A 22,243-nucleotide genomic window follows, 5' to 3' on the forward strand; every position below is an offset into this window, starting at 1 on the left:
TCTGTGTGATTTTAATTTAATATGCCTAGTTCTTTCTTCAAGAACTTAGCGGTATAACTCTTTTTATCTTTTATAATAGCTTCTGGTGTCCCTTTGGCAACTACTTGACCTCCATTTTTACCTCCTTCGTACCCTATATCAATAATATGATCCGCCATCTTGATCACATCCAGATTGTGCTCTATAATGAGTACCGTGTTACCTTTGTCTACTAATTTATTCAATACCTCCATCAGGACTCTGATATCTTCAAAATGCAATCCAGTAGTAGGTTCATCCAAGATGTAGAAGGTATTTCCGGTATCTCTCTTAGAAAGTTCTGTAGCTAATTTAATACGTTGTGCCTCTCCTCCGGATAGGGTGGTAGATTGTTGTCCAAGGGTAATATAGCCCAGCCCCACACTTTGGATGGTTTTTAACTTACGTGCAATTTTTGGAATATGCTCAAAAAATACGCAGGCTTCGTTGATGGTCATTTCCAAAACATCAGAAATAGATTTTCCTTTGTATCGAATTTCTAAGGTTTCTCTATTGAATCTTTTTCCCTGGCAGGTTTCACATTCTACATACACATCTGGTAAAAAGTTCATTTCTATCACGCGTAATCCTCCTCCTTTACAGGTCTCACATCTCCCTCCAGCTACGTTGAAGCTAAAACGCCCCGGTTTATATCCTCTGATCATCGCCTCTGGTGTTTTTGCAAATAAACTTCGTATTTCAGAAAACACACCAGTGTATGTGGCAGGATTGGATCTTGGGGTTCGTCCAATTGGGGATTGGTTGATATCGATCACTTTGTCTGCATGTTCTAATCCCGAAATGCTCTTATACGGCATTGGTTTTTTTACCCCATTAAAATAGTGCGCATTCAGAATAGGGTATAAGGTCTCATTTATTAAAGTAGATTTCCCACTTCCAGAAACCCCTGTTATGGCTACCATCTTTCCCAAAGGGATGTCGATAGAAACATTTTTCAGATTGTTCCCTGTGGCTCCCTTCAAAGAAATGGTCTTGCCATTTCCTTTCCTTCTTTTTTTAGGGATTTCAATTTGCTTCTTTCCGCTTAAGTAATCCGCGGTAAGGGTATCGTGTTTTTGTAGTTCTTCCGGAGTACCTTCGCTAATGATCTCTCCACCATGTTTTCCAGCAAACGGACCAATATCAATCACATGATCGGCACGCTCAATCATATCTTTATCATGTTCTACCACGATGACCGAATTACCAATATCCCGCAATTGAATAAGCGAATTGATCAACTTTTCATTATCTCGCTGATGAAGACCAATACTAGGTTCATCAAGAATGTACAATACTCCTACCAATTGAGAACCAATTTGCGTAGCTAATCGGATACGCTGTGCTTCTCCACCAGATAAGGATTTACTACTTCGGTTTAACGAGAGGTAGGTAAGACCTACATCTACCAAAAACTGAATACGAGCGTTGATCTCCTTTAGTATTTCAGAAGAAATTTGCTTTTGCTTTTCGCTCAAATGATTCGGGAGATCCTTAAACCAATCGGCTAGTTCCAAAATATCCATTTGCGCTAGCTCGGCGATATTTTTGTTATTTACCTTAAAGTAAAGAGATTCTTTACGTAAACGTGAGCCTTCACATTCTGGACATTGGATATTATCCATATACTCTTTGGCCCAACGCTTTAGTGAAGTAGAATCACTATTGTTATAAGTGTTTTCTATAAAGGTAGCAATACCTTCAAAATCAATTTTGTACTCTCGCGTAACTCCTAAAGTTTTACTGTTTACGCTAAACTTTTCTTTTCCGCCATACAATATGATTTGCATGGCTTCTTCAGGTATCTTTTTGATGGGGTCACTCAACTTAAAATCAAAGCGTTGTGCAATAAGCTCCAATTGTTTGAATATCCAGTTGTTCTTTTGTGGACCTTGCGGAGCTAAACCTCCATTTTTGATCGATTTGGAATCGTCTGGGATTATTTTTTTGAGATTTACTTCATACAGATTCCCGATTCCATTACATTTTGGACAGGCTCCTTTTGGAGAGTTAAATGAAAAATTATTGGGTTCTGGGTTGGGATAAGAGATACCACTTGTTGGACACATTAAACTCCTACTAAAATAGCGAGGGTGCTCTGATCCCTGTTCAATCACCATCAATACATCATCTCCGTGGTACATGGCAGTATTGATAGTTTCCATCAAACGTTTGGAGTTTTCCTGATCTTCGTTAACCAATAATCGATCAATCACAATTTCGATATCATGAGTCTTGTATCGATCGAGTTTCATCCCTTTGGTTAAATCTCGAATTTCTCCATCGGTCCGTACCTTTACAAACCCCTGTTTGGCAATTTGCTCGAACAATTCGCGATAATGTCCTTTACGAGATCGTACAATAGGAGCAAGGATATTTATTTTTTTGCCCTTGAAATCCTTGAGAATTAGATCTTTGATTTGATCATCACTATAACTCACCATCTTTTCTCCAGTATTATAACTGTAAGCATCACTTGCTCTAGAGAAAAGAAGTCTCAGGAAATCATATATTTCTGTAATAGTACCAACCGTACTTCTTGGACTTTTACTAGTGGTTTTTTGTTCGATGGCGATTACCGGAGATAATCCATCAATTTTATCAACATCCGGACGTTCTAGTCCTCCTAAAAATTGCCGGGCGTAGGCCGAAAAAGTTTCTATATATCGGCGTTGTCCCTCGGCATAAATAGTATCAAAAGCTAAAGAAGATTTACCAGATCCCGACAAACCAGTAATCACTACTAATTTTTCTCTTGGGATGGTCACATCTATGTTTTTTAGATTGTGAACTCTAGCCCCTAATACTTCGATATTTTCTTCAGATTCAACCATAAATTTTTAACCAAGATTGCAAATGTAGTTATTTGCTCGCTCTTTGTAAAATGGGTTTGGTTTCAGTTTTGTTAAAAGACTATAAATTTTAAAAGAAAAACAACCATGTGTTATGTTTATCTTTATTTCTCTTTAGTATTGATTAATAGTTTTTATTTTTACTCAAAAAACACAATATGATACTTGGAATAGGTTCAAGAATAAAACATCCAGAGCATGGAATGGGAGTAGTAACCAATGTAACTGCAAAAATGTATTGGGTTACTTTTATTGAAAATGGATTAGAAACCATCGAGATAGACGAAGAATTTGAAGTGATTGAAGGTGTTGAGGATGAAGTGGATACGGTGAGTTTTTATGAAGTAGAAAAAACCTTTAAAGATTTATTGAAACGCTATAGCGATATTTCTGAAGTTGTTCCTATCGCTGATAAGTGGAAAGGAGGAAACTTGATTTTACAACCTGGAGACTCGAACCTGAGTGCCAAAGAAATGCCAATAGATACCTTTTTTCATAAAATCGTCATGGTGCGTGATCGAATTCGTGTGATGGAGCAAAAAATCAATAGCTCTAATCTGGATGAACAAGATAAAATAGATCTACAACAATACATTACACGTATGTATGGTAGTTTAACTACTTTTAATGTACTTTTCAAGAATAAATCTCAAAATTTTGTGGGTAGTAGAAGCAAATAATGCTTTTCTAGAGCTCATTATTTCGAATTCCAGGCACGTAGATTAGAAATAGGTATTTCAAAACCTGCTAATCGGTGTTTTTGGGATAGATATGCACCACTTTCTGTATTTGTCCAACCAGCCCAAGTGGCTTCAACTCCGCCTATGGGTATAATGGAGACCCACATTTGGTAGCTGGTCGGCAAGTAATTCTCATCCACTTTCCAGAGATATGAATCTCCTGGTGTAGTTCCACCAGATTGGTAGGTAACTAATAGTGCTTCAGAGCCATCGTCTAAATTTACCATTTCCCGGGTAACGCCTGGATCAAACAATTTGTGTGGAGCCACAACCCAAAAAGAATCGTTATTAAAAAAAGCTAGTGCTTTACCAATAAGTTCTTGTTTTTGGTCGTTATCAGTAATTGCTTTTGCTTCTGTATATACTTTGCTATTATCAGGTTGAGTTAGATCAAGTGCTACCTTGTGATCACCCCATTGTACTTCTACTGTTCCATTAGATTTATTCCATAAATAGTGGTGTTTGTTTCTAAAGGACCACTGAATAAAATCCGTATTCAGATAAGCATCATGCTTTACAGCCTTTTGTATTTTTAAAGCTAATTCGTCTGCTTCAGGTCCGGACTTGCCTTCTGGTAGCTTATGATGTAATGAAAAATACAGGGTTCCCGCTGTGATGATAATCAAAGCAATACTACTTAAAACAAGTATTTTGAGTAGCTTAAAAAGTTTCTTTCTCAAGATGATGGATTTTGTGCATTAAATTTACCTTCTAAAGGTATAAAAAAGCATTAAAACGAGTCGTAGTACTCAAAAGACTTTAGAATAAGCTGATCATCCGCTACACAATTGTATTTGGCTTCCCCCAGTGTATTTAGTAATACGAAATAAATATTCCCTTGTTCATTTTTCTTGTCATGAACCAATAAATCCATAATGGGTTGATGATCCTCGCTCGGGATAGTCACCTTCGGAAAAGTATGTAGAATTACCTTACTGATGGACTCAAGATCTTCCTTGGTGAGAGATAATAATTCTGAAGACATATAAGCTTCCATGATCATACCAATCGCAATAGCCTCACCGTGTAACAAAGTTTCTCGCTCGGGATGTGTTAAGTAATACGATTCGATGGCATGGCCTAAGGTATGACCAAAGTTGAGATACTTTCTAATATTTTGCTCAGTAGGATCTTCAAATACAATATTGTTTTTGATCACTACCGAATCGTAAATCATTTTTTCAAGATCCGTAAGGTCTAGTTTGGATAGATCGCTGATCTGATTCCAATAATCTTTGTCTTGGATCAATCCATGTTTTAGCATTTCTGCAAACCCACTACGCATTTGATTAGCCGGTAATGAAGCAAGATAAGTGGTGTCTACCAAAACCATTTCAGATTCACTAATCACACCCACCATATTTTTGAGATTTCCCAGATCCACACCGGTTTTCCCTCCTACAGAAGCATCCACCATCGCCAATAGTGATGTTGGGATGTTGATATAGTTAATTCCTCTTTTGTACGTACAGGCAACAAAACCGCCCAGATCAGTAACTACACCACCGCCCAAGTTAATCATCAAACTTTTACGATCTGCTCCCAGTTCTGAAAGTACATTCCATACACCACTACAGGTTTCAATATTTTTATGAATTTCACCGGGTTCTATTTCAATAACCTCGATATCATATGATCCTTTAATTTCTCCCATCAATCGAGAAAGGCAGAATTCGTGCGTATTGCTATCAACCAGAATAAAGATTTTAGAATGGTTCGCTTTCTCTAGATAAGTATTTAATGCAGAGTAGCATTCTTCACCAAAATAAACAATAGAATCTTTAGAGATAATAGGTTTCATACCGTGGGTTATTATTTGGGGCGAAATTAAGTAGAATTTGCAATAAAATAAACTCGCAAGTTCTATATTTGCAGATATCGTAAAAACGATAGCAGGTTTAGATAAAAATTCATCATATTTTTATCAAAATATATTTAATCTTATTGATTCCTAAAATTAATTCTTGATGGGGCAAAATAAATTGTTCGATAATACTGAAACGGCTTTCGCATTAAAAAGTGATTCTGAACTAGAGCGAGCGTATTTTTTGTTTAAAATGATTTCTAACGAGCCTTTGGTTCGAATAGGAACAGCAGTAACTAACTTTGCCATAAAGGCGCATTTACCAGTACAAGGACTTATTCGAGCTACAGTGTTCGATCATTTCTGTGGAGGGGTTAATGAAGAAGATTGCTTGCCTGTGGTAGATAAGATGTATACCAAAGGAGTAAGCTCGGTATTAGACTATTCTGTAGAAGGAAAAGAAGAAGAGGCTCAGTTTGATGCTGTGTTGCAAAAAACACTGGAAATCTTAGAATTTGCAGATAATAAAGATGCAATGCCATTTGGGGTTTTTAAACCTACAGGTTTTGGACGTTTTTTGATTTGGCAAAAGAAAACCGAAGGAACACCACTTACTGCTGAAGAAGAAGAAGAGTGGAAGCGTATAGAGGAGCGATTCGACATCGTTTGTAAAAAAGCGTATGATTGTGATGTAGCTTTGTTAATTGACGGAGAGGAAAGTTGGATGCAGGATGCAGCAGATGAATTGGTGGGTAAAATGATGCGTAAGTATAACAAAGAAAAAGCAATTGTATACAATACACTTCAGTTATATCGCCACGATAGAATGGCGTATTTGCAACGTTTACACGAAGAAGCTCGGGTATACAATTTCAAAATTGGAATGAAGATCGTAAGAGGGGCATATATGGAGAAGGAAAATGAAAGAGCAGCCGAGAAAAACTATCCTTCACCAATTTGTAAAGATAAAGCACATACTGACCAAAACTTCAATGATACTATGAAGTATATCCTGAAACACATTGATGATATCTCTGTTTTTATAGGAACTCATAATGAAGAAAGTAGCTATTTGGCTATGGAAATGATGAAGGAAGTGGGTATAGATAAGAGTGATTTTAGAGTCTGGTTCGGGCAATTATATGGGATGAGTGATCATATCAGTTTTAATATGGCAAATGAAGGCTATAATGTGGCCAAGTATCTTCCTTTTGGTCCGGTTAGAGATGTAATGCCTTATTTGATCCGTAGAGCGGAAGAAAATACCTCTGTCGCAGGACAAACTAGTAGAGAACTTAATTTGTTATCTCAAGAAAAACAACGTAGAAAATTGTAATGAATCTTAATCAAGTTACCGTACCTTCTATCGATATTGCTCGATCCATTGAGTTTTATAAGGCCTTGGGATTGAACCTTATTGTTGAAGCACTTCCTCATTACGCCAGATTTGAATGCCCTAATGGAGATGCTACGTTTTCAGTTCATTTGGTAGATAAGTTGCCAGAAGGAGAAGGAGTGTATGTGTATTTTGAAACTGAATTATTGGATCAAGAAGTAGCACGTTTACGTAAAGAAGGGATGCAATTTGATCAATTACCGGTAGATCAAAGTTGGTTGTGGCGTGAAGCTAGATTACGGGATCCTGATGGAAATAAAGTCATTTTATATTTTGCTGGAGATAATCGGAAAAACCCACCCTGGAGAATAAACTAACAGATACTCTTTTGTTATGGATGAACATGTTCTGGATCAATCTTTTCTGCGAGAAAATTTCAAAGGGAAACGGTTAACCGCCAGAACTTTTGATAACTGCACTTTTAGTCATTGCGACTTTACTGAAGCTAATTTATCTGGGATTACTTTTCTAGAATGCAGATTTGAAGATTGTAATTTTGGCTCTGTGATGCTAAAGGAAACTTCATTACAAACTGTAGTATTTGTAGCATGTAAATTATTGGGTGTCGATTTTAGTAGTTGTAACTCATTCTTGTTCTCTGTAGCTTTTGAAAATAGTACTCTGGATTATGCCTCTTTCTATGGTTTGGGTATCAAAAACACACCTTTTATCACTTGTAGTGCAAAGGAAACAGATTTTACTCAAGCTGATTTATCTGGTGCGGTCTTCGATCAATGTGATTTGAATCAAGCTATTTTTGATCAAACAAAATTGGAAAAAGCTGATTTTAGAACGGCTTTTAATTTTAGCATCGATCCAGAATTGAATACTGTGAAAAAAGCAAGGTTTAGTGTCTCTGGATTAAAAGGACTACTGGTTAAATACAATTTGGATATAGAAGAATAACCGTTTCACTTATAACTGAGCGCATACTTCTTCAAGGATGTCAATAGTTTTGTAAATTTCTTCTTCATTTAGCGAGGCAAATCCCATACGAATACTGTTATGTTTTAAGTTGTTTGGATCGTATCTCCGCCATTCTGGGTTAAGTTCCAGTTTTAGAGAACCGGACCTAGCTACAACATCATCCCAATTGTATTTATTGTTTAAGGTAACCCAGACGGCTAATCCTCCTTTTGGAACTTCAAATTCGAAATAATTGGATAATTTTTCTTTGAGTAAGGAGCAGAATAAATCTCTTCTGTTCTTGTAGGTTTTAAGAACTTTACTCGTATGCCTTTGTATATCTCCAGCTTTAATAAGTTGTGCCATAGTTTTTTCTAGAACCATATCTCCTTGTCGATCAATGATCCTTCTCATATTGGAAGCTTCATCTATAAAATCCTTGGGGGCAATCAGGTAACCAATACGCATGGCGGGCGCTATGATTTTGGTGAATCCTCCAATATAAATCACATTGCCATAGTTGTCATTACTCGCCAGTGGAAGAATAGGGGCATTGCTGTAATGAAAATCGTAATCATAGTCATCTTCAATAATGGCAAAACCATATTGCTTAGCCAGTTGCAATAAGTGCATTCTTCTTTCTGCAGATAGGGTTACCGTTGTGGGATGGTGATGATGAGAGGTCACATAAATAGCTTTTATTTTGGTTTTCTTGCATAGTGCTTCCATGGCATTAGTGTCAATTCCTTGATCATCTACAGGGATATGAGCGATAGTAGCTCCTGCTTCTTCAAAAGTATAGTTGGCAGTGAGGTAATTTGTATTTCCAACCACAACAGTGTCTCTTTTGTTGAATAAGAGTTGACTCGCAAGGTAAATTCCCATTTGACTGCCTCGGGTAATCAAGATGTTCTCCAAAGAGATGTTTAATCCTCTGGTTTGGTTAAGGTATTTTACCAACTTTTCCCTTAGATCAAGATTGCCATAAGTAGAGCCGTAGGCAAAGAGGTTTTGGTGGTAGCTTTTTTTGGCAATATTTCTATAAGTTTTGGATAATTCCTCAATCGGGGCTAGTCGGTGATCCGGAGATCCGTCGTCTATCTGTATTTTGGGAGAATCATCAAAAGTAACAGAACTGTACATTAAATTAGGTCTTTTTGAAAACGAAAAAGAGCTGATGGTAGTAGTTTTTTGTTTTGAATTTTCATGATCAAAATCAGCAGGATTTACAATAGGAAGCATACTATTTACATAGGTTCCACGAGAAGGTAACGTTTCAATCCAGCCTTGTGCGATAAGTTCGTCGTAGGCAGCAATTACCGTTTTGCGGTGAATTTGTAGGTCGTTTGCCAATGTTCTGGTGCCAGGTAATCGGGTAGCGGGAGGTAATTTTCCCGACTTGATATGTTTAATCATTTGATCGCATAATTGCAGATACAAATTGCGTTGGGCTTTGCGATCGAGTAGTATGGAACTTTTGTATGGAAACATAACCGGACTATTAGATATATTAAAACTGGATGCATATAAGCATCCATAAAGCTACTACTTTTGAGTATCAAATAAAAATCAGAAGCTAGAGCGAGCGCATTAGCTGCTATGTTTAATTTCAAAATAAATAAGCTATGGGAACATATTCGGTATCGCCATTAAATAAAGTAGTTCGGGGACCTAAAAGAGCGAATTACGACGTACAAACTATAAACGCCATTTTGGATGATACTTTTTTGTGTAATGTAGGGTATATATGGGATAATAAAGCTATTGTTATTCCTACGGCCTATGGAAGAAAAGAGGATAAACTCTACATTCATGGATCGCTCAAAAATCGTATGATGTTAAGTTTGTTAGAAGCAGGAGAGGCGAGCGTTTCGGTAACTCATCTAGATGGTTTGGTTCTGGCTAGATCTGCATTTCATCATTCTGCAAATTATCGTTCTGTAAATGTATTTGGGAAAGTGCGGAAACTAGAAGCCCCAGAAGAGAAAATGGCTGCTCTTGCCTGTATTTTGAATCATATGGTAGATGGGCATTGGGATCATGTTCGACAACCTAATGAAAAGGAATTTAATGCTACACTAGTACTTGAAATAAGTATGGATCACGCTTCGGCAAAGGTCAGGGCAGAAGGAGTTAACGATGAACCCGAAGATCATAATTCTTCAATTTGGGCCGGAGTAGTGCCAATTCGCCAAGTAGCTTTTGATGCTATTTCTGATGAATTGCTGCAGTCAGGTGTAAATATACCTGATACTGTAAATCGCTTTGTAGAACAAAATAAATAGACACAGATGTTACAAATAAGACCCAGTTGCGAGAATTGTGATGCACCATTACCGAATACTAGTGATCAAGCAATGATATGTTCTTTTGAATGTACGTTTTGTAAGGATTGTGTGGATCATATATTTCATAATGTTTGCCCAAATTGTGGGGGAGGATTCGAGAAAAGGCCTACCAGACCATCGAATTGCTTTACCGGAAACTGCGTAGATCGCTATCCAGCAAGTCAAAAAAAGGTGTTTAAACCAGTAGTGTTTGATAAGTTTAAAGAAATTTTGAATATTTTTAGAGATATTGAACCAAGAAAAAGGTAACAATGATTGATATCAGACGAGCTACAGTAAAGGATACACAAAGTATTTCTCATTTAGGTGCGACAACCTTTGATGAAGCTTTTGGGCATTTATTTATTCAACGGGATGATCTTAATTCATATCTTACAGATACGTTTGCTGAAGAAAAAATATTTCGCAGTTTACAAAAAGAAAAGAATGTGTATTGGTTAGCTACTGAAGATGGTGTTCCTGTGGGGTATGCCAAGTTACAACTTGATGCTCCTTCTGAGTTTATTGATAGTACAAAGGTCTGTAAGCTTCAAAAGATTTATTTTCTAGGGAGTCATGTTTCCAAAGGTATTGGTAGCCGTTTGCAACAATTAGTTTTTGAAAAGGCTGTGGAGCATAACAATCATTATCTTTGGCTGTCGGCATTAAAAGAAAATGTAGGTGCAGTAAAGTTTTATGAAAGAAATGATTATGAAATAGTTGGAGAGCATCCCTTTACTATAGGAGAACAAAAGTTTGAGTTTTGGGTAATGGGTAAGAAATTAGTCTAATTCACTCTTTATATCCAAAGCTTCCACTTTTGCTGTAGAATCACAGTTTTTTACTTGTAGTTCTATAATTTTCTGTTCTAATTGACCTTCAATAAAATAAAGGTTACAAGAGTCTCTTTTGGTGTCACTTTTTGAAAAATCTACGCTTCCGGTTTGTAGGACTTTTGAAATGTCTGCTGTATCAATGCTATTTGCTTGCATTTTGGTTAAAACCTCTTGTTTGAATACACGATCTTTAACTCTGATATTTTTAAGTACTCGAGCATTAGGTCCATAATCGCAAGAAGTCTTTTTTCCGCCTAAAAAGAAAAATAACAGGATAAGACCAATAGTGAATCCTCCAAGGTAATAAAACAAACGCTGTGCTAATTTCATTAGTTATAAAATTGAAACGGCAAAGTAACGACTTTTTACACAAAAAAGAAGTAGCGCTTTTTCACTAAGAGCATTAAATTATCAACAGATTGATATCTCGGTACGATAAGTCAAACCAATCTGCGATAGGTTTGCTGGTTAGGATACCATGATAAAAATAGAGCCCACTTTTAAGCCCTCGATCAAAACGTACCGCACTTTCAATCCCGCCTTCTTCTCCTATTTGTAATAGATAGGGAGTAAAGATGTTACTGATGGATAATGAGGAGGTACGAGCGTATCGTGATGGGATATTAGGAACACAATAGTGCACAACACCGTGCTTTTCGAAAGTAGGATGGTCGTGAGAAGTAACTTCACTAGTTTCAAAACATCCGCCCATATCAATACTAACATCAATCACTACCGCTCCTTGTTTCATACGTTCTACCATGGTTTCGGTCACAATAACCGGAGCTCTGTTTTTACCTCGAACGGCGCCTATCACCACGTCGCAACGACGTAAGGCTTTTAATAAGTTCTTAGGCTGAATAGTAGAGGTGTAAAGTGTTCTACCCAGGTTGGTTTGAATACAACGTAATTTGGTAATCGAATTGTCAAAAACTTTTACATTGGCTCCAAGACCAACTGCGGAACGCGCAGCAAATTCACCAACAGTACCTGCTCCAAGAATCACCACTTCTACAGGAGGTACCCCACTAATGTTACCCATCATTAAACCTGATCCAGAAGTGCTTACACTATTCATAAGTTCTGAAGCTATTAAAACCGCAGCAGTACCAGCTATTTCACTCAAAGCTCTTACCGCCGGATAGGCTCCGTCAGAATCACGAATAAATTCAAAACCAAGAGCCGTAATTCTCTTTTTTGCCAGCGCTTGGAAATAATCTTTGGTTTGAGTCTTTAATTGTAGTGCCGAGATTAAAACCGACTGTGGGTTGATATGTTCTAATTCTTCTAGCGAAGGCGGTTCTACTTTTAGGATAATCGGGCATCCAAAAACTTTTGTTTTGTCATTGGTAATTTCTGCACCTGCTTCACTGTAATCTCTATCCGAAAAACTAGCACCTATACCAGCATTGGCTTCTAATAGTACTCTATGTCCGTGAGCCGTTAATGCGGCAACTGCATCTGGAGTAAGACATACTCGCTTCTCTTGGTAACTAGTCTCTTTTGGGATCCCTATAAAGAGCTTTCCTTTTTTGCGTGCTACTTCAATGGTTTCTTCTTGCGGCAGTAGTTGCTCTTTGGTAAAAGGAGATGTTGGTTTGCTCATTTGCGTGAAATTCTGTAACTCAAATTACGAATAAAAAAGCCAAGAAAACAAATATGGTGAAGTATTAACATCAGTTTTAGTGCCTATTAAGCAACAGTAATCTTCCTTTTGCCATCTTCAGCAAGAACAATTTTTACAGTAGCAATATCCAAGGGTAATATGTTTTTTACCCGATCAGGCCATTCAATAAATACCCAGGCACCTGATTCCAAATATTCTTCAAAACCAATGTGATAGGCTTCTTCTTCATCTTCGATTCTATAAAAATCGAAATGATAAATTGGCCCTTCATCTCCTTCATATTCATTGACCAAAGAATAGGTTGGGCTGGTGATACCGTCTTGTACACCCAGTTGTTTACAAATTTGTTTAATCAAAGTGGTTTTACCAACGCCCATATCACCATCAAAGCTTATAATTTTGTTGGTCGTATGGGCAATTACCTGTTCTGCAATATCTGAAAGTTCTTCTAGGGAATATGTGATGGTCATTTTTGTTTTATCTGGGATTTAACACAGCAAATGGTATGATCATTTCTTCTAGCGATACCCCGCCATGCTGGTACGTATTACGATAATAACTTACATAATGATTGTAATTATTAGGGTACGCAAAGAAATAATCTCCTTTGGCAAAAATAAAAGAACTACTCACATTTATAGAAGGTAAATGAATTTCTTTTGGATTGGTAGCTTCAAGAACTTCTCTTTGTTCATAAGTTAAACTTTTCCCTGTCTTGTATCGCAGGTTTAAACTGGTGTTTTTGTCTCCGATTACTTTCGAAGGGTTCTTTACATTAATGGTACCGTGATCCGTTGTGATCAACAGTTTGAATCCAAGTTGTTGAGCCTGTTGTATCATTTCTAGTAGAGGAGAATTCTTAAACCAACTTTGGGTAAGAGATCGATACGATTTATCATTAGATGCTAATTCTTTGATAACTTCCATTTCGGTTTTACTATGGGAGAGCATGTCTACAAAATTGTATACTACCACAGTGAGATCATTGTCCTTTAGACCTTTGAAATTGGCAGCAAGAGTCTTTCCGGATCTTTCGTTGGTAATCTTGTAGTATTCGTGTTTGATATCCAATCCCAAACGTTGTAACTGAGCGGTCAAAAATTCATTTTCATTCATGTTTTTTCCACCTTCATCCGTATCATCCAGCCAAAGGTCAGGATGTCTCTTTTTCATTTCGGATGGCATCAATCCAGAGAAAATGGCATTTCGCGCATATTGGGTAGCGGTTGGTAGGATACTGAAATAGGATATCTCTTGTTCTTTTTTGTAATAGTTGTTTACGATCGGTTCAAACGCCTTCCATTGGTCATACCTTAAATTATCAATAACAACCAATAGAGTAGGCTGACTTTTGCTTATCTCAGGAACAACCATTTCTTTGAATAATGTGTGTGACATTACGGGTGCATCTTCATGCCCGCTGAACCAATCTCTATAATTTTTGTCGATAAATTTGAAGAATTGAGAATTAGCCTCGGTTTTCTGTGATTCCAAAATTTCGAACATTCCTGTATCTTCAATGTCTTCAAGTTGCAATTCCCAATATAAAAGTCTTTGATATAGATCTGACCACTCTTCAAAAGAGTTGACCATGGCCATATCCATAGCTATTTTTCTAAACTCCTGTTGGTAATTGGCTGTTGTTTTTTCAGAAACTAATCTGGAGTTGTCCAGGTTCTTTTTTAAACTTAAAAGAATCTGATTAGGATTAACCGGTTTAATCAAATAGTCAGCAATCTTACTCCCGATTGCTTCTTCCATAATATATTCTTCTTCACTCTTGGTGATCATGACTACGGGGATACTATCTTTCTTTTCTTTGATTTCAGAAAGCGTTTCTATTCCTGATAATCCTGGCATATTTTCATCCAAAAAAACGATATCAAAATTGTCGTCGTCTAATATATCTAATGCTTCGGTACCGCTTTGACATTTTGTAACCTCATAATTTTTCTGCTCCAGAAATAATATATGCGGTTTTAGTAAATCAATTTCATCATCCACCCACAATATCTTTATCTTACTCATCAATCGTATTATTTATTTGATTAATTATCCGTTAATATAATTTTTTTGTTCCTTTTTTGAATAAACTTATTACTTAAAATTTATAGGAAGTGCCTTATATGATCGCCATATATGTATATTTGCTTTCATAAAAGTAAAATAAACTTGAAAAAAAGAAATAAGCTCAAAATATTAAACGACCCAATTTACGGTTTTATTACCATACCGAATGAACTAATTTTTGATCTTATAGAGCATAAATATTTCCAACGACTTCGCAGAATTTCTCAAATGGGTTTATCGTATTTGGTATATCCTGGAGCGCATCATACTCGTTTTCACCATGCTTTGGGTTGTATGTATTTGATGCAAAAAGCGGTAAGAGTTCTTCGTTTTAAGGGAGTTAGCATTTCTGAAGAAGAAGAAGAGGGATTATATGTGGCGATACTTTTGCATGATATTGGTCATGGTCCATTTTCGCATGCGATGGAGCATAGTATCGTAAATGAGATCAATCACGAATCTATTTCGTTGATGTTTATGGAGAAAATCAACGAAGAATTTAACGGGAGTTTAACGTTAGCGATTCAAATTTTTAAAGGAGAGTATCATCGTAAATTTTTACACCAATTGATATCTAGCCAGTTGGATATGGATCGTTTGGATTATCTGAAACGTGATAGTTTTTATACTGGTGTTGCCGAGGGTAATATTAATAGTGAACGTTTGATCACTATGCTTACCGTGGTTAACGATGAATTGATGATCGAAGAAAAAGGAATTTACTCTGTAGAAAAGTTTTTGTTGGCTCGTAGGTTGATGTATTGGCAAGTGTATTTGCACAAGACCAGTATTGTTGCCGAAAATGTATTGATAAGAGTATTGCAAAGAGCAAAGGAATTGGTGGATGATGGAGTAGAGCTAGAGGCAAGTAAAGCGTTGAAGTTCTTTTTGCAGAATAAAATCACTGCTGATAATTTTACCGAAGATGTATTAGAGACTTTTGCTAAACTAGATGATTACGACGTAGTTTCGGCAATGAAAGAGTGGATGTCTTCTGAAGATTTTGTATTGCGTACATTATCTACTATGATTATAAATAGAGATTTGTTGAAAATTAAAATCAAAAAGAAGCCTTTTGATAGTGAGAAAAAGGAAAAACAAATTGAAAAATTCAAACAAGCGTATAAAATTTCTGATGCTGAAGCACGTTATTTTGTTTTTGGAGGAACTATTACTAATCAAGCCTATCATCAAAACAAGCAAAATATTAATATTTTATACAAATCAAGGAAAGTAGTTGATATTGTGAAGGCTACAGATGAGTATAACTTAGAAGCCCTATCTAAACCTGTGACTAAATATTTTATGTGCTCTCCGAAGTACAAACATTAACACATTTTTTATACTTTTGCTAGAATGATTTTTACAGCCACACAAATTGCAGGTATCTTAAACGGAGAAATTGAAGGAGATGAATCTGTTGAGGTATCAAAACTAGCTAAAATAGAAGAGGGTACTAAAGGGTCTTTGACCTTTTTGGCAAACCCCAAATACACCCAGTTTATTTATTCTACAGATGCTTCAATTACTATAGTTGATAAAACTTTTGAAGCCGAATCCGACATCAAAACGACATTGATTCGAGTGGATGATGCGTACAAAGCATTCTCTCAATTATTAGAATATTACAATATGGTAAAGATGAATAAGACAGGGATAGAGCAGCCTAGTTTTATTTCAGAAACAGCCAAATATGGCGAGAATATTTACTTTGGGGCATTTTCTTATTTAGGAGAAAATGTAACCATTGGTAAGAATGCCAAAATATTTCCTAATGTGTATATAGGAGATAATGTTACTATTGGGGATGATGTTGTAGTATTTGCTGGAGCTAAAATTTATTCTGAAACCATTATTGGAAATAGTTGTGTAATCCATAGTGGAGCCATTGTTGGAGCAGATGGATTTGGGTTTACCCCAAATGAAAAAGGAGAATATAGCAAGGTGCCGCAAACAGGAAATGTTATTATTGAAGATAATGTAGACGTAGGGGCCGGAACTACCATAGATAGAGCCACATTAGGTTCTACTATTATAAGAAAAGGAGTAAAGCTGGATAATCAAATTCAGATCGCACATAACGTCGAGATAGGAGAACATACCGCTATAGCTGCACAAACAGGAATTGCAGGTTCGACAAAAATTGGAAAAAATTGTCTTATTGGGGGACAAGTAGGTATCGCTGGTCACCTTAATATTGGTAACGGCGTACGAATACAAGCACAATCTGGAATAGGTAGAAATATCAAAGATGGAGAAGCAATACAAGGTTCTCCTGCCTTAGGATATTCGGACTATAACAAGTCTTATGTACATTTCAAGAATCTCCCAAAGATCGTAGATAGAGTATACAAATTAGAGAAAAAGATAAACGATAATGAGTGACATTGTTGTGAGTAAGCAAAGAACCATTAAAGAGGAAATTAAACTTACCGGAGTAGGTTTACATACAGGAAAAGAAGTTACCCTTACTTTTAAACCTGCACCAGAAAATCACGGATACGCATTCTGCAGAATTGATCTAGAAGGCAGTCCTGTGATCGAAGCTGATGCCAACTATGTGGTAAATACCCAGAGAGGTACTAATCTGGAAAAAAACGGAGTAAGCATCCAAACTTCAGAGCACGTATTAGCCGCTTGTGTAGGACTCGAAATCGATAACCTTTTAATAGAATTAGATGCTTCTGAGCCTCCTATTATGGATGGATCCAGCAAGTTTTTTATCGAGGCTCTTGAAAAGGCTGGTATAGTTGAACAAGAAGAAGAGCGAGAAGAGTATATTGTTAAAGATGTGATCTCGTATACCGATGAAGAATCAGGCAGTGAGATTATTGTAATGCCTTCAGATGAGTACCAGGTGACTACAATGGTAGATTTTGGGACAAAGGTTTTAGGGACACAAAATGCATCACTTAAGCACTTATCTGATTTTAAAAAGGAAATTGCAGATGCCAGAACATTTAGTTTCTTGCATGAATTAGAAATGTTACTAGAGCATGGTTTGATCAAAGGAGGAGACCTTAATAATGCTATAGTTTATGTAGATAAGGAATTAAGTCCAGAAACCATGGAAAAGCTAAAAGTAGCTTTTGGTAAAGATTCGATTGCAATTAAGCCTAATGGAATTCTGGATAACCTTACGTTGCATTATCCAAATGAAGCAGCAAGACACAAATTACTGGATGTAATCGGGGATTTGGCCCTTATAGGTACTAGAATTCGTGGAAAAGTTATTGCGAATAAACCTGGACATTTTGTAAATACGCAGTTCGCCAAAAAGCTTTCTAAAATCATTAAGATTGAAAAAAGGAATAAAGTTCCTCAATTTGATTTGTCTAAGGAGCCTTTTATGGATATCAATAAAATAATGGATATGCTTCCGCATAGACCTCCATTTTTGTTGATAGATCGTATTTTAGAAATGTCAGACAAACATGTGGTAGGGCTAAAAAATGTAACCATGAATGAGCCTTTCTTCGTGGGACATTTTCCTGGAGCCCCAGTAATGCCAGGTGTATTACAGGTCGAGGCTATGGCGCAAACAGGAGGTATCTTGGCATTAAGCACTGTTCCTGATCCTGAAAACTACCTTACTTACTTTATGAAGATAGACAAGGTGAAGTTTAAACAACAGGTATTGCCAGGTGATACATTGATTTTTAAATTAGAGTTGATAACTCCTATTCGAAGAGGTATTTGCCATATGCAAGGTTTTGCTTATGCCAATGGTAAGTTGGTTACTGAGGCAGAATTAATGGCACAAATCGTAAAATCAAAATAATTAATAATTTAAAAGAGAATTATCCATAAGTTTAGTAATCTTGTGGATCTAGAAGAATTGAATCGCACATTGCATTTGATGTATATAAAATAAACCAAAACTGATGAATCAACCTTTAGCATATGTTCATCCCGGAGCGAAAATTGCGAAAAATGTGGTAATTGAGCCTTTTACTACAATCCATAATAATGTAGTCATAGGAGAAGGGACATGGATAGGTTCTAATGTAACCATTATGGAAGGTGCACGAATAGGAAAGAACTGTAGTATTTTTCCTGGGGCTGTAATTTCTGCTATCCCTCAGGACAAAAAGTTTAATGATGAGGATACCATTACCGAAATCGGTGATAATACTACAATAAGAGAATGTGTTACCATCAATAGAGGTACTACCGATAGAATGAAAACCAAAATAGGAAATAATTGTTGGATTATGGCCTATTGCCATATTGCTCATGATTGTATTGTTGGGGACAATTGTATTTTCTCAAACAATAGTACTTTGGCAGGACATATTACTGTAGGAGATCATGTGGTACTTGCTGGAATGGCAGCAGTACAACAGTTCTGTAGTATAGGTAATCATGCCTTTGTAACGGGTGGTTCTTTGGTAAGAAAAGATGTACCACCTTTTGTTAAAGCAGCTCGTGAACCATTATCCTACGTTGGGATTAACTCAATCGGTTTGAGACGAAGAGGTTTCAGTACTGAGAAAATTAGAGAAATCCAGAATATATATAGAATCTTATATCAAGGAAATTATAACAATTCTCAGGCAGTTGCCATTATAGAAGCAGAAATGGAAGCAACCTCAGAGCGTGATGAAATATTAGAATTTGTTAAGAATTCTCAACGAGGAATCATGAAAGGATATTTCTCGAATTAGTAAAACAAAAATTAAAGAATACTAGATAATGGCAAGTACAAGTGATATTAGAAACGGACTTTGTATAAAGTATAACAATGATATTTATAAAATCATCGAATTTTTACATGTTAAACCAGGAAAAGGTCCGGCATTTGTGAGAACTAAGCTCAAAAGTGTAACTACAGGAAAAGTAATTGATAATACGTTTTCTGCAGGGCATAAAATTGAAGATGTACGCGTAGAAACCCACAAGTTTCAATATCTATATGCAGAAGGTGATACTTATCACTTCATGAATACAGAAGACTACAATCAAATAACGCTTGAAAAGTCAACATTGGATGCTCCTGGTTTATTGAAAGAAGGAGAAGTAGTGACGGTTATTATCAATTCTGAAGATCAAATGCCATTGTCTGTAGAAATGCCGGCTAGCGTCATTTTGGAAGTAACAGCTACAGAGCCAGGAGTAAAAGGAAATACAGCTACCAATGCGACTAAACCAGCAACGGTAGAAACAGGTGCAGAAGTAATGGTGCCATTGTTCATCAATGAAGGTGATAAGATCAAGATTGAAACCGAAAAGGGTACCTATAAAGAAAGAATTAAAGAGTAAGTAATATTCGTATCTGAATAATGAAATTTCCTCAAGCACATACCTTAGAGCAGATAGCTACTATCATATCTTCAGAATTTATTGGCGATCCAGAGTTTCCAGTACTGGGAATGAACGAAATCCATGTGGTTACACCAGGGGATATTGTTTTTGTAGATCATCCGAAGTATTATGATAAAGCTTTAGAAAGTGCAGCTACTGTAGTACTTATTAATAAAAAGGTAGCGTGTCCTGAAGGAAAGGCATTATTAATATCAGACGATCCGTTTAGGGATTTTAATATTCTGACCAAGTATTTTAAACCATTCGAAAAGGCAAGTGCTCAGATTTCGCCAACTGCCAAGATTGGAAAAGGAAGCATTGTACAGCCTGGTTCTTTTGTTGGAAATCATGTGGTTATTGGAGAAAATTGTTTGATTCATAGCAATGTTAGTTTGTATGATCATACAGTTATAGGTGATAATGTTACCATTCATGCAGGATCCGTATTAGGAGGAGATGCTTTCTATTATAAAAATCGTCCTGAGGGATTTGATAAATTGATCTCTGGAGGTAGAGTAGTAATAGAGGATAATGTAGATATTGGTGCTCTGTGTACCATAGATAAAGGAGTAACTGGGGATACTACCATAAAAGAAGGAACCAAAATCGATAATCAGGTGCATATTGGCCATGATACAGTTATTGGTAAAAAGTGTTTAATTGCTTCACAAGTAGGGATTGCTGGTTGTGTTGTTGTAGAAGATGAAGTAACGATGTGGGGTCAAGTAGGAGTCACAAGTGGGATTACTATAGGTACAAAAGCAATAATTTCTGCGCAATCTGGAGTAAGTAAATCACTCGAAGGAAAGAAAAGTTATTTCGGCACACCAGCTGATGACTTCAGAAAAAAATACAAAGAAATTGCTGCTATACGGCAAGTACCTGATTTAATAGAAAAATTGAATACTAAATGAATACAAAGGCAAAAGACATCGTAAGGTCTTTTTATGAAACGGATTTAATACACAACTCAGAAGCTTTTTCTGAATTTCTACACCCGGAAATTGAACTGTTTTGGAATAGTAGTTTTGGATTTAGCAAGAAGAATTTTAACGATATCAAGATGATGTTTAGCGAGATGGCTGCATCTTTTGAGACCTTCAGATGTGAGATCAGCCATTTGTTGGCAGAAGATGATAAAGTCACAATCCGTTATACGTATTTTGCAAAGACGATAGAAGATCCTGATAAAGAAGAGGCTATAGCCCATTTTATTACGATTTGGGAGTTAAAAGACGATAAATTGTATCGAGGATATCAAATAAGTCAGCAAGGGGATAATACTCCCGAAAGTATGAAATCTTTTCTTTCAAAATAATTTCATTTTCATTTTAACGATAGTGTTCAAAAGCTTACTTTTGGAACTTTAAAAAGCAATAAAAAAATCATAACGCAATGAGTGTTTTAGTAAATAAAGATTCGAAGATTATTGTTCAAGGGTTTACAGGTAGTGAAGGTACATTTCACGCTGGTCAAATGATTGAATATGGAACAAATGTTGTAGGAGGAGTTACTCCAGGAAAAGGAGGGCAAACTCACTTGGATAAACCTGTATTTAATACGGTAGAAGAAGCTGTTAAAGAAGTAGGAGCTGATACCACTATTATATTTGTACCGCCTGCATTTGCCGCAGATGCGATTATGGAAGCTGCAGATGCTGGGATAAAAGTAATCATTACTATTACCGAAGGTATTCCTGTTGCTGATATGATAACGGCTTCAAATTATATAAAAGATAAGGATTGTAGATTGATTGGTCCAAACTGCCCGGGAGTAATTACTCCAGGTGAGGCCAAAGTAGGAATTATGCCAGGTTTTGTTTTCAAGCAAGGAAATGTTGGTATTGTTTCTAAATCAGGTACATTAACTTATGAAGCTGCTGATCAAGTTGTAAAACAAGGATTAGGTATTACTACTGCTATCGGTATCGGAGGAGACCCAATTATTGGTACTACTACAAAAGAAGCGGTAGAATTACTAGTTAATGATCCTGATACGTCATGTGTTGTAATGATCGGAGAAATAGGGGGACAGCTTGAAGCAGATGCTGCAAGATGGATTAAAGAAAGTGGAACTAAAAAACCAATCGTAGGATTTATTGCTGGAGAAACTGCGCCAGCAGGTCGTACGATGGGACATGCGGGAGCGATTGTTGGAGGTAGTGAAGATACTGCTGCTGCCAAGAAAGCAATTATGAGAGAATGTGGTATTCATGTAGTAGATTCTCCTGCTGAAATAGGTAAAAAAGTTGCTGAAGTTTTAGGTTAAGCAGCTGTTAAATAATTACAAAACCTCTTGGATTTATGTCCAAGAGGTTTTTTATTGGACATAATTTAAGAAAACTGTAACGTGTTTGTATATTT

General features: G+C 36.5%; 23 protein-coding genes. 15 read left to right on the forward strand and 8 right to left on the reverse strand.

Features of this window, described 5'->3' with window-relative positions; genetic code table 11:
* Nucleotides 1-11 precede the first annotated feature (11 nt).
* The gene (gene uvrA / locus ACXAGJ_RS00910; protein WP_474836280.1) at nucleotides 12-2,852 is read right to left on the reverse strand and encodes an excinuclease ABC subunit UvrA; all 2,841 of its coding nucleotides are present in this window, start codon (nucleotides 2,850-2,852) and stop codon (nucleotides 12-14) included.
* 176 nt (nucleotides 2,853-3,028) lie between these two features.
* Here uvrA and ACXAGJ_RS00915 point away from each other — a divergent pair, with 176 nt between their 5' ends.
* Entirely contained in the window at nucleotides 3,029-3,550 is a 522-nt protein-coding gene (locus tag ACXAGJ_RS00915) for a hypothetical protein (RefSeq protein WP_474836282.1), read from the forward strand.
* A gap of 17 nt (nucleotides 3,551-3,567) precedes the next feature.
* Here ACXAGJ_RS00915 and ACXAGJ_RS00920 read toward each other — a convergent pair whose 3' ends face one another.
* Together ACXAGJ_RS00920 and aroB are read right to left on the reverse strand one after the other, a co-directional pair.
* Nucleotides 3,568-4,290, reverse strand: a complete 723-nt coding sequence (locus tag ACXAGJ_RS00920; protein ID WP_474836284.1) for a hypothetical protein — start codon at nucleotides 4,288-4,290, stop codon at nucleotides 3,568-3,570.
* A gap of 50 nt (nucleotides 4,291-4,340) precedes the next feature.
* Nucleotides 4,341-5,411, reverse strand: a complete 1,071-nt coding sequence (gene aroB, locus ACXAGJ_RS00925; RefSeq protein WP_474836286.1) for a 3-dehydroquinate synthase — start codon at nucleotides 5,409-5,411, stop codon at nucleotides 4,341-4,343.
* Nucleotides 5,412-5,577: 166 nt separating this feature from the next.
* Here aroB and ACXAGJ_RS00930 point away from each other — a divergent pair, with 166 nt between their 5' ends.
* Genes ACXAGJ_RS00930 through ACXAGJ_RS00940 form a run of 3 tightly spaced genes read left to right on the forward strand, consistent with a single transcriptional unit; the run spans nucleotide 5,578 to nucleotide 7,716 of the window.
* Nucleotides 5,578-6,750, forward strand: coding sequence for a proline dehydrogenase family protein (locus tag ACXAGJ_RS00930; protein WP_474836288.1), 1,173 nt, complete (start codon nucleotides 5,578-5,580; stop codon nucleotides 6,748-6,750).
* Nucleotides 6,750-7,127, forward strand: a complete 378-nt coding sequence (locus ACXAGJ_RS00935) for a VOC family protein (protein ID WP_474836290.1) — start codon at nucleotides 6,750-6,752, stop codon at nucleotides 7,125-7,127. The genes ACXAGJ_RS00930 and ACXAGJ_RS00935 overlap by 1 nt, the downstream gene beginning before the upstream one ends.
* A gap of 16 nt (nucleotides 7,128-7,143) precedes the next feature.
* A complete protein-coding gene (locus ACXAGJ_RS00940; protein ID WP_474836292.1) occupies nucleotides 7,144-7,716 on the forward strand; it encodes a pentapeptide repeat-containing protein in 573 nt (190 codons plus the stop codon).
* A gap of 9 nt (nucleotides 7,717-7,725) precedes the next feature.
* On the opposite strand, the gene pdxR is transcribed toward ACXAGJ_RS00940, so the two are convergent.
* Entirely contained in the window at nucleotides 7,726-9,207 is a 1,482-nt protein-coding gene (pdxR, locus tag ACXAGJ_RS00945; protein ID WP_474836294.1) for a MocR-like pyridoxine biosynthesis transcription factor PdxR, read from the reverse strand.
* Between the two features lie 134 nt (nucleotides 9,208-9,341).
* On the opposite strand from pdxR, the gene ACXAGJ_RS00950 reads away from it, so the two are divergent.
* From ACXAGJ_RS00950 to ACXAGJ_RS00960, 3 genes are read left to right on the forward strand one after another with little or no spacing between them, the layout of a single operon-like run.
* Nucleotides 9,342-10,001, forward strand: a complete 660-nt coding sequence (locus ACXAGJ_RS00950; RefSeq protein WP_474836296.1) for a pyridoxamine 5'-phosphate oxidase family protein — start codon at nucleotides 9,342-9,344, stop codon at nucleotides 9,999-10,001.
* A gap of 6 nt (nucleotides 10,002-10,007) precedes the next feature.
* Nucleotides 10,008-10,313 carry a DUF1272 domain-containing protein gene (locus ACXAGJ_RS00955; RefSeq protein ID WP_073313161.1) on the forward strand — a complete coding sequence of 102 codons (306 nt, stop codon included), beginning with the start codon at nucleotides 10,008-10,010 and terminating at the stop codon, nucleotides 10,311-10,313.
* A gap of 2 nt (nucleotides 10,314-10,315) precedes the next feature.
* A complete protein-coding gene (locus ACXAGJ_RS00960) occupies nucleotides 10,316-10,834 on the forward strand; it encodes an N-acetyltransferase family protein (protein WP_474836298.1) in 519 nt (172 codons plus the stop codon).
* On the opposite strand, the gene ACXAGJ_RS00965 is transcribed toward ACXAGJ_RS00960, so the two are convergent.
* From ACXAGJ_RS00965 to porX, 4 genes are all read right to left on the reverse strand, one after another.
* Nucleotides 10,826-11,209, reverse strand: coding sequence for a DUF4258 domain-containing protein (locus ACXAGJ_RS00965; RefSeq protein WP_073313165.1), 384 nt, complete (start codon nucleotides 11,207-11,209; stop codon nucleotides 10,826-10,828). The genes ACXAGJ_RS00960 and ACXAGJ_RS00965 overlap by 9 nt on opposite strands.
* Nucleotides 11,210-11,282: 73 nt before the next feature.
* Nucleotides 11,283-12,485, reverse strand: coding sequence for an alanine dehydrogenase (locus tag ACXAGJ_RS00970; protein WP_474836301.1), 1,203 nt, complete (start codon nucleotides 12,483-12,485; stop codon nucleotides 11,283-11,285).
* 86 nt (nucleotides 12,486-12,571) lie between these two features.
* Nucleotides 12,572-12,976 carry a tRNA (adenosine(37)-N6)-threonylcarbamoyltransferase complex ATPase subunit type 1 TsaE gene (gene tsaE, locus ACXAGJ_RS00975; protein ID WP_474836303.1) on the reverse strand — a complete coding sequence of 135 codons (405 nt, stop codon included), beginning with the start codon at nucleotides 12,974-12,976 and terminating at the stop codon, nucleotides 12,572-12,574.
* A gap of 7 nt (nucleotides 12,977-12,983) precedes the next feature.
* Nucleotides 12,984-14,534: a T9SS response regulator signal transducer PorX gene (porX, locus tag ACXAGJ_RS00980; RefSeq protein WP_474836305.1), complete on the reverse strand. Its 1,551-nt coding sequence runs from the start codon at nucleotides 14,532-14,534 to the stop codon at nucleotides 12,984-12,986.
* A 144-nt stretch (nucleotides 14,535-14,678) separates the two neighbouring features.
* On the opposite strand from porX, the gene ACXAGJ_RS00985 reads away from it, so the two are divergent.
* The 8 genes from ACXAGJ_RS00985 (at nucleotide 14,679) to sucD (ending at nucleotide 22,148) form a co-directional block, all read left to right on the forward strand.
* The gene (locus tag ACXAGJ_RS00985) at nucleotides 14,679-15,908 is read left to right on the forward strand and encodes an HD domain-containing protein (RefSeq protein ID WP_474836307.1); all 1,230 of its coding nucleotides are present in this window, start codon (nucleotides 14,679-14,681) and stop codon (nucleotides 15,906-15,908) included.
* Between the two features lie 24 nt (nucleotides 15,909-15,932).
* Nucleotides 15,933-16,961 (forward strand): UDP-3-O-(3-hydroxymyristoyl)glucosamine N-acyltransferase, encoded by a 1,029-nt coding sequence (gene lpxD / locus ACXAGJ_RS00990; protein ID WP_474836308.1) that lies wholly within the window; start codon nucleotides 15,933-15,935, stop codon nucleotides 16,959-16,961.
* Nucleotides 16,954-18,357, forward strand: a complete 1,404-nt coding sequence (locus ACXAGJ_RS00995; protein ID WP_474836310.1) for a bifunctional UDP-3-O-[3-hydroxymyristoyl] N-acetylglucosamine deacetylase/3-hydroxyacyl-ACP dehydratase — start codon at nucleotides 16,954-16,956, stop codon at nucleotides 18,355-18,357. The genes lpxD and ACXAGJ_RS00995 overlap by 8 nt, the downstream gene beginning before the upstream one ends.
* 103 nt (nucleotides 18,358-18,460) lie before the next feature.
* Nucleotides 18,461-19,243, forward strand: coding sequence for an acyl-ACP--UDP-N-acetylglucosamine O-acyltransferase (gene lpxA, locus ACXAGJ_RS01000; protein ID WP_474836312.1), 783 nt, complete (start codon nucleotides 18,461-18,463; stop codon nucleotides 19,241-19,243).
* Nucleotides 19,244-19,271: 28 nt separating this feature from the next.
* Complete coding sequence (gene efp, locus ACXAGJ_RS01005) at nucleotides 19,272-19,838, forward strand: elongation factor P (RefSeq protein ID WP_073313180.1); 567 nt, start codon at nucleotides 19,272-19,274, stop codon at nucleotides 19,836-19,838.
* A 20-nt stretch (nucleotides 19,839-19,858) separates the two neighbouring features.
* A complete protein-coding gene (locus ACXAGJ_RS01010) occupies nucleotides 19,859-20,794 on the forward strand; it encodes a UDP-3-O-(3-hydroxymyristoyl)glucosamine N-acyltransferase (protein WP_474836314.1) in 936 nt (311 codons plus the stop codon).
* Complete coding sequence (locus ACXAGJ_RS01015) at nucleotides 20,791-21,198, forward strand: nuclear transport factor 2 family protein (RefSeq protein ID WP_474836316.1); 408 nt, start codon at nucleotides 20,791-20,793, stop codon at nucleotides 21,196-21,198. The genes ACXAGJ_RS01010 and ACXAGJ_RS01015 overlap by 4 nt, the downstream gene beginning before the upstream one ends.
* Before the next feature lie 77 nt (nucleotides 21,199-21,275).
* Nucleotides 21,276-22,148, forward strand: coding sequence for a succinate--CoA ligase subunit alpha (sucD, locus tag ACXAGJ_RS01020; protein WP_474836318.1), 873 nt, complete (start codon nucleotides 21,276-21,278; stop codon nucleotides 22,146-22,148).
* The last annotated feature ends 95 nt before the right edge of the window (nucleotides 22,149-22,243 follow it).

The sequence above is a fragment of the Aquimarina sp. AWH4_224 genome, from assembly GCF_056160245.1.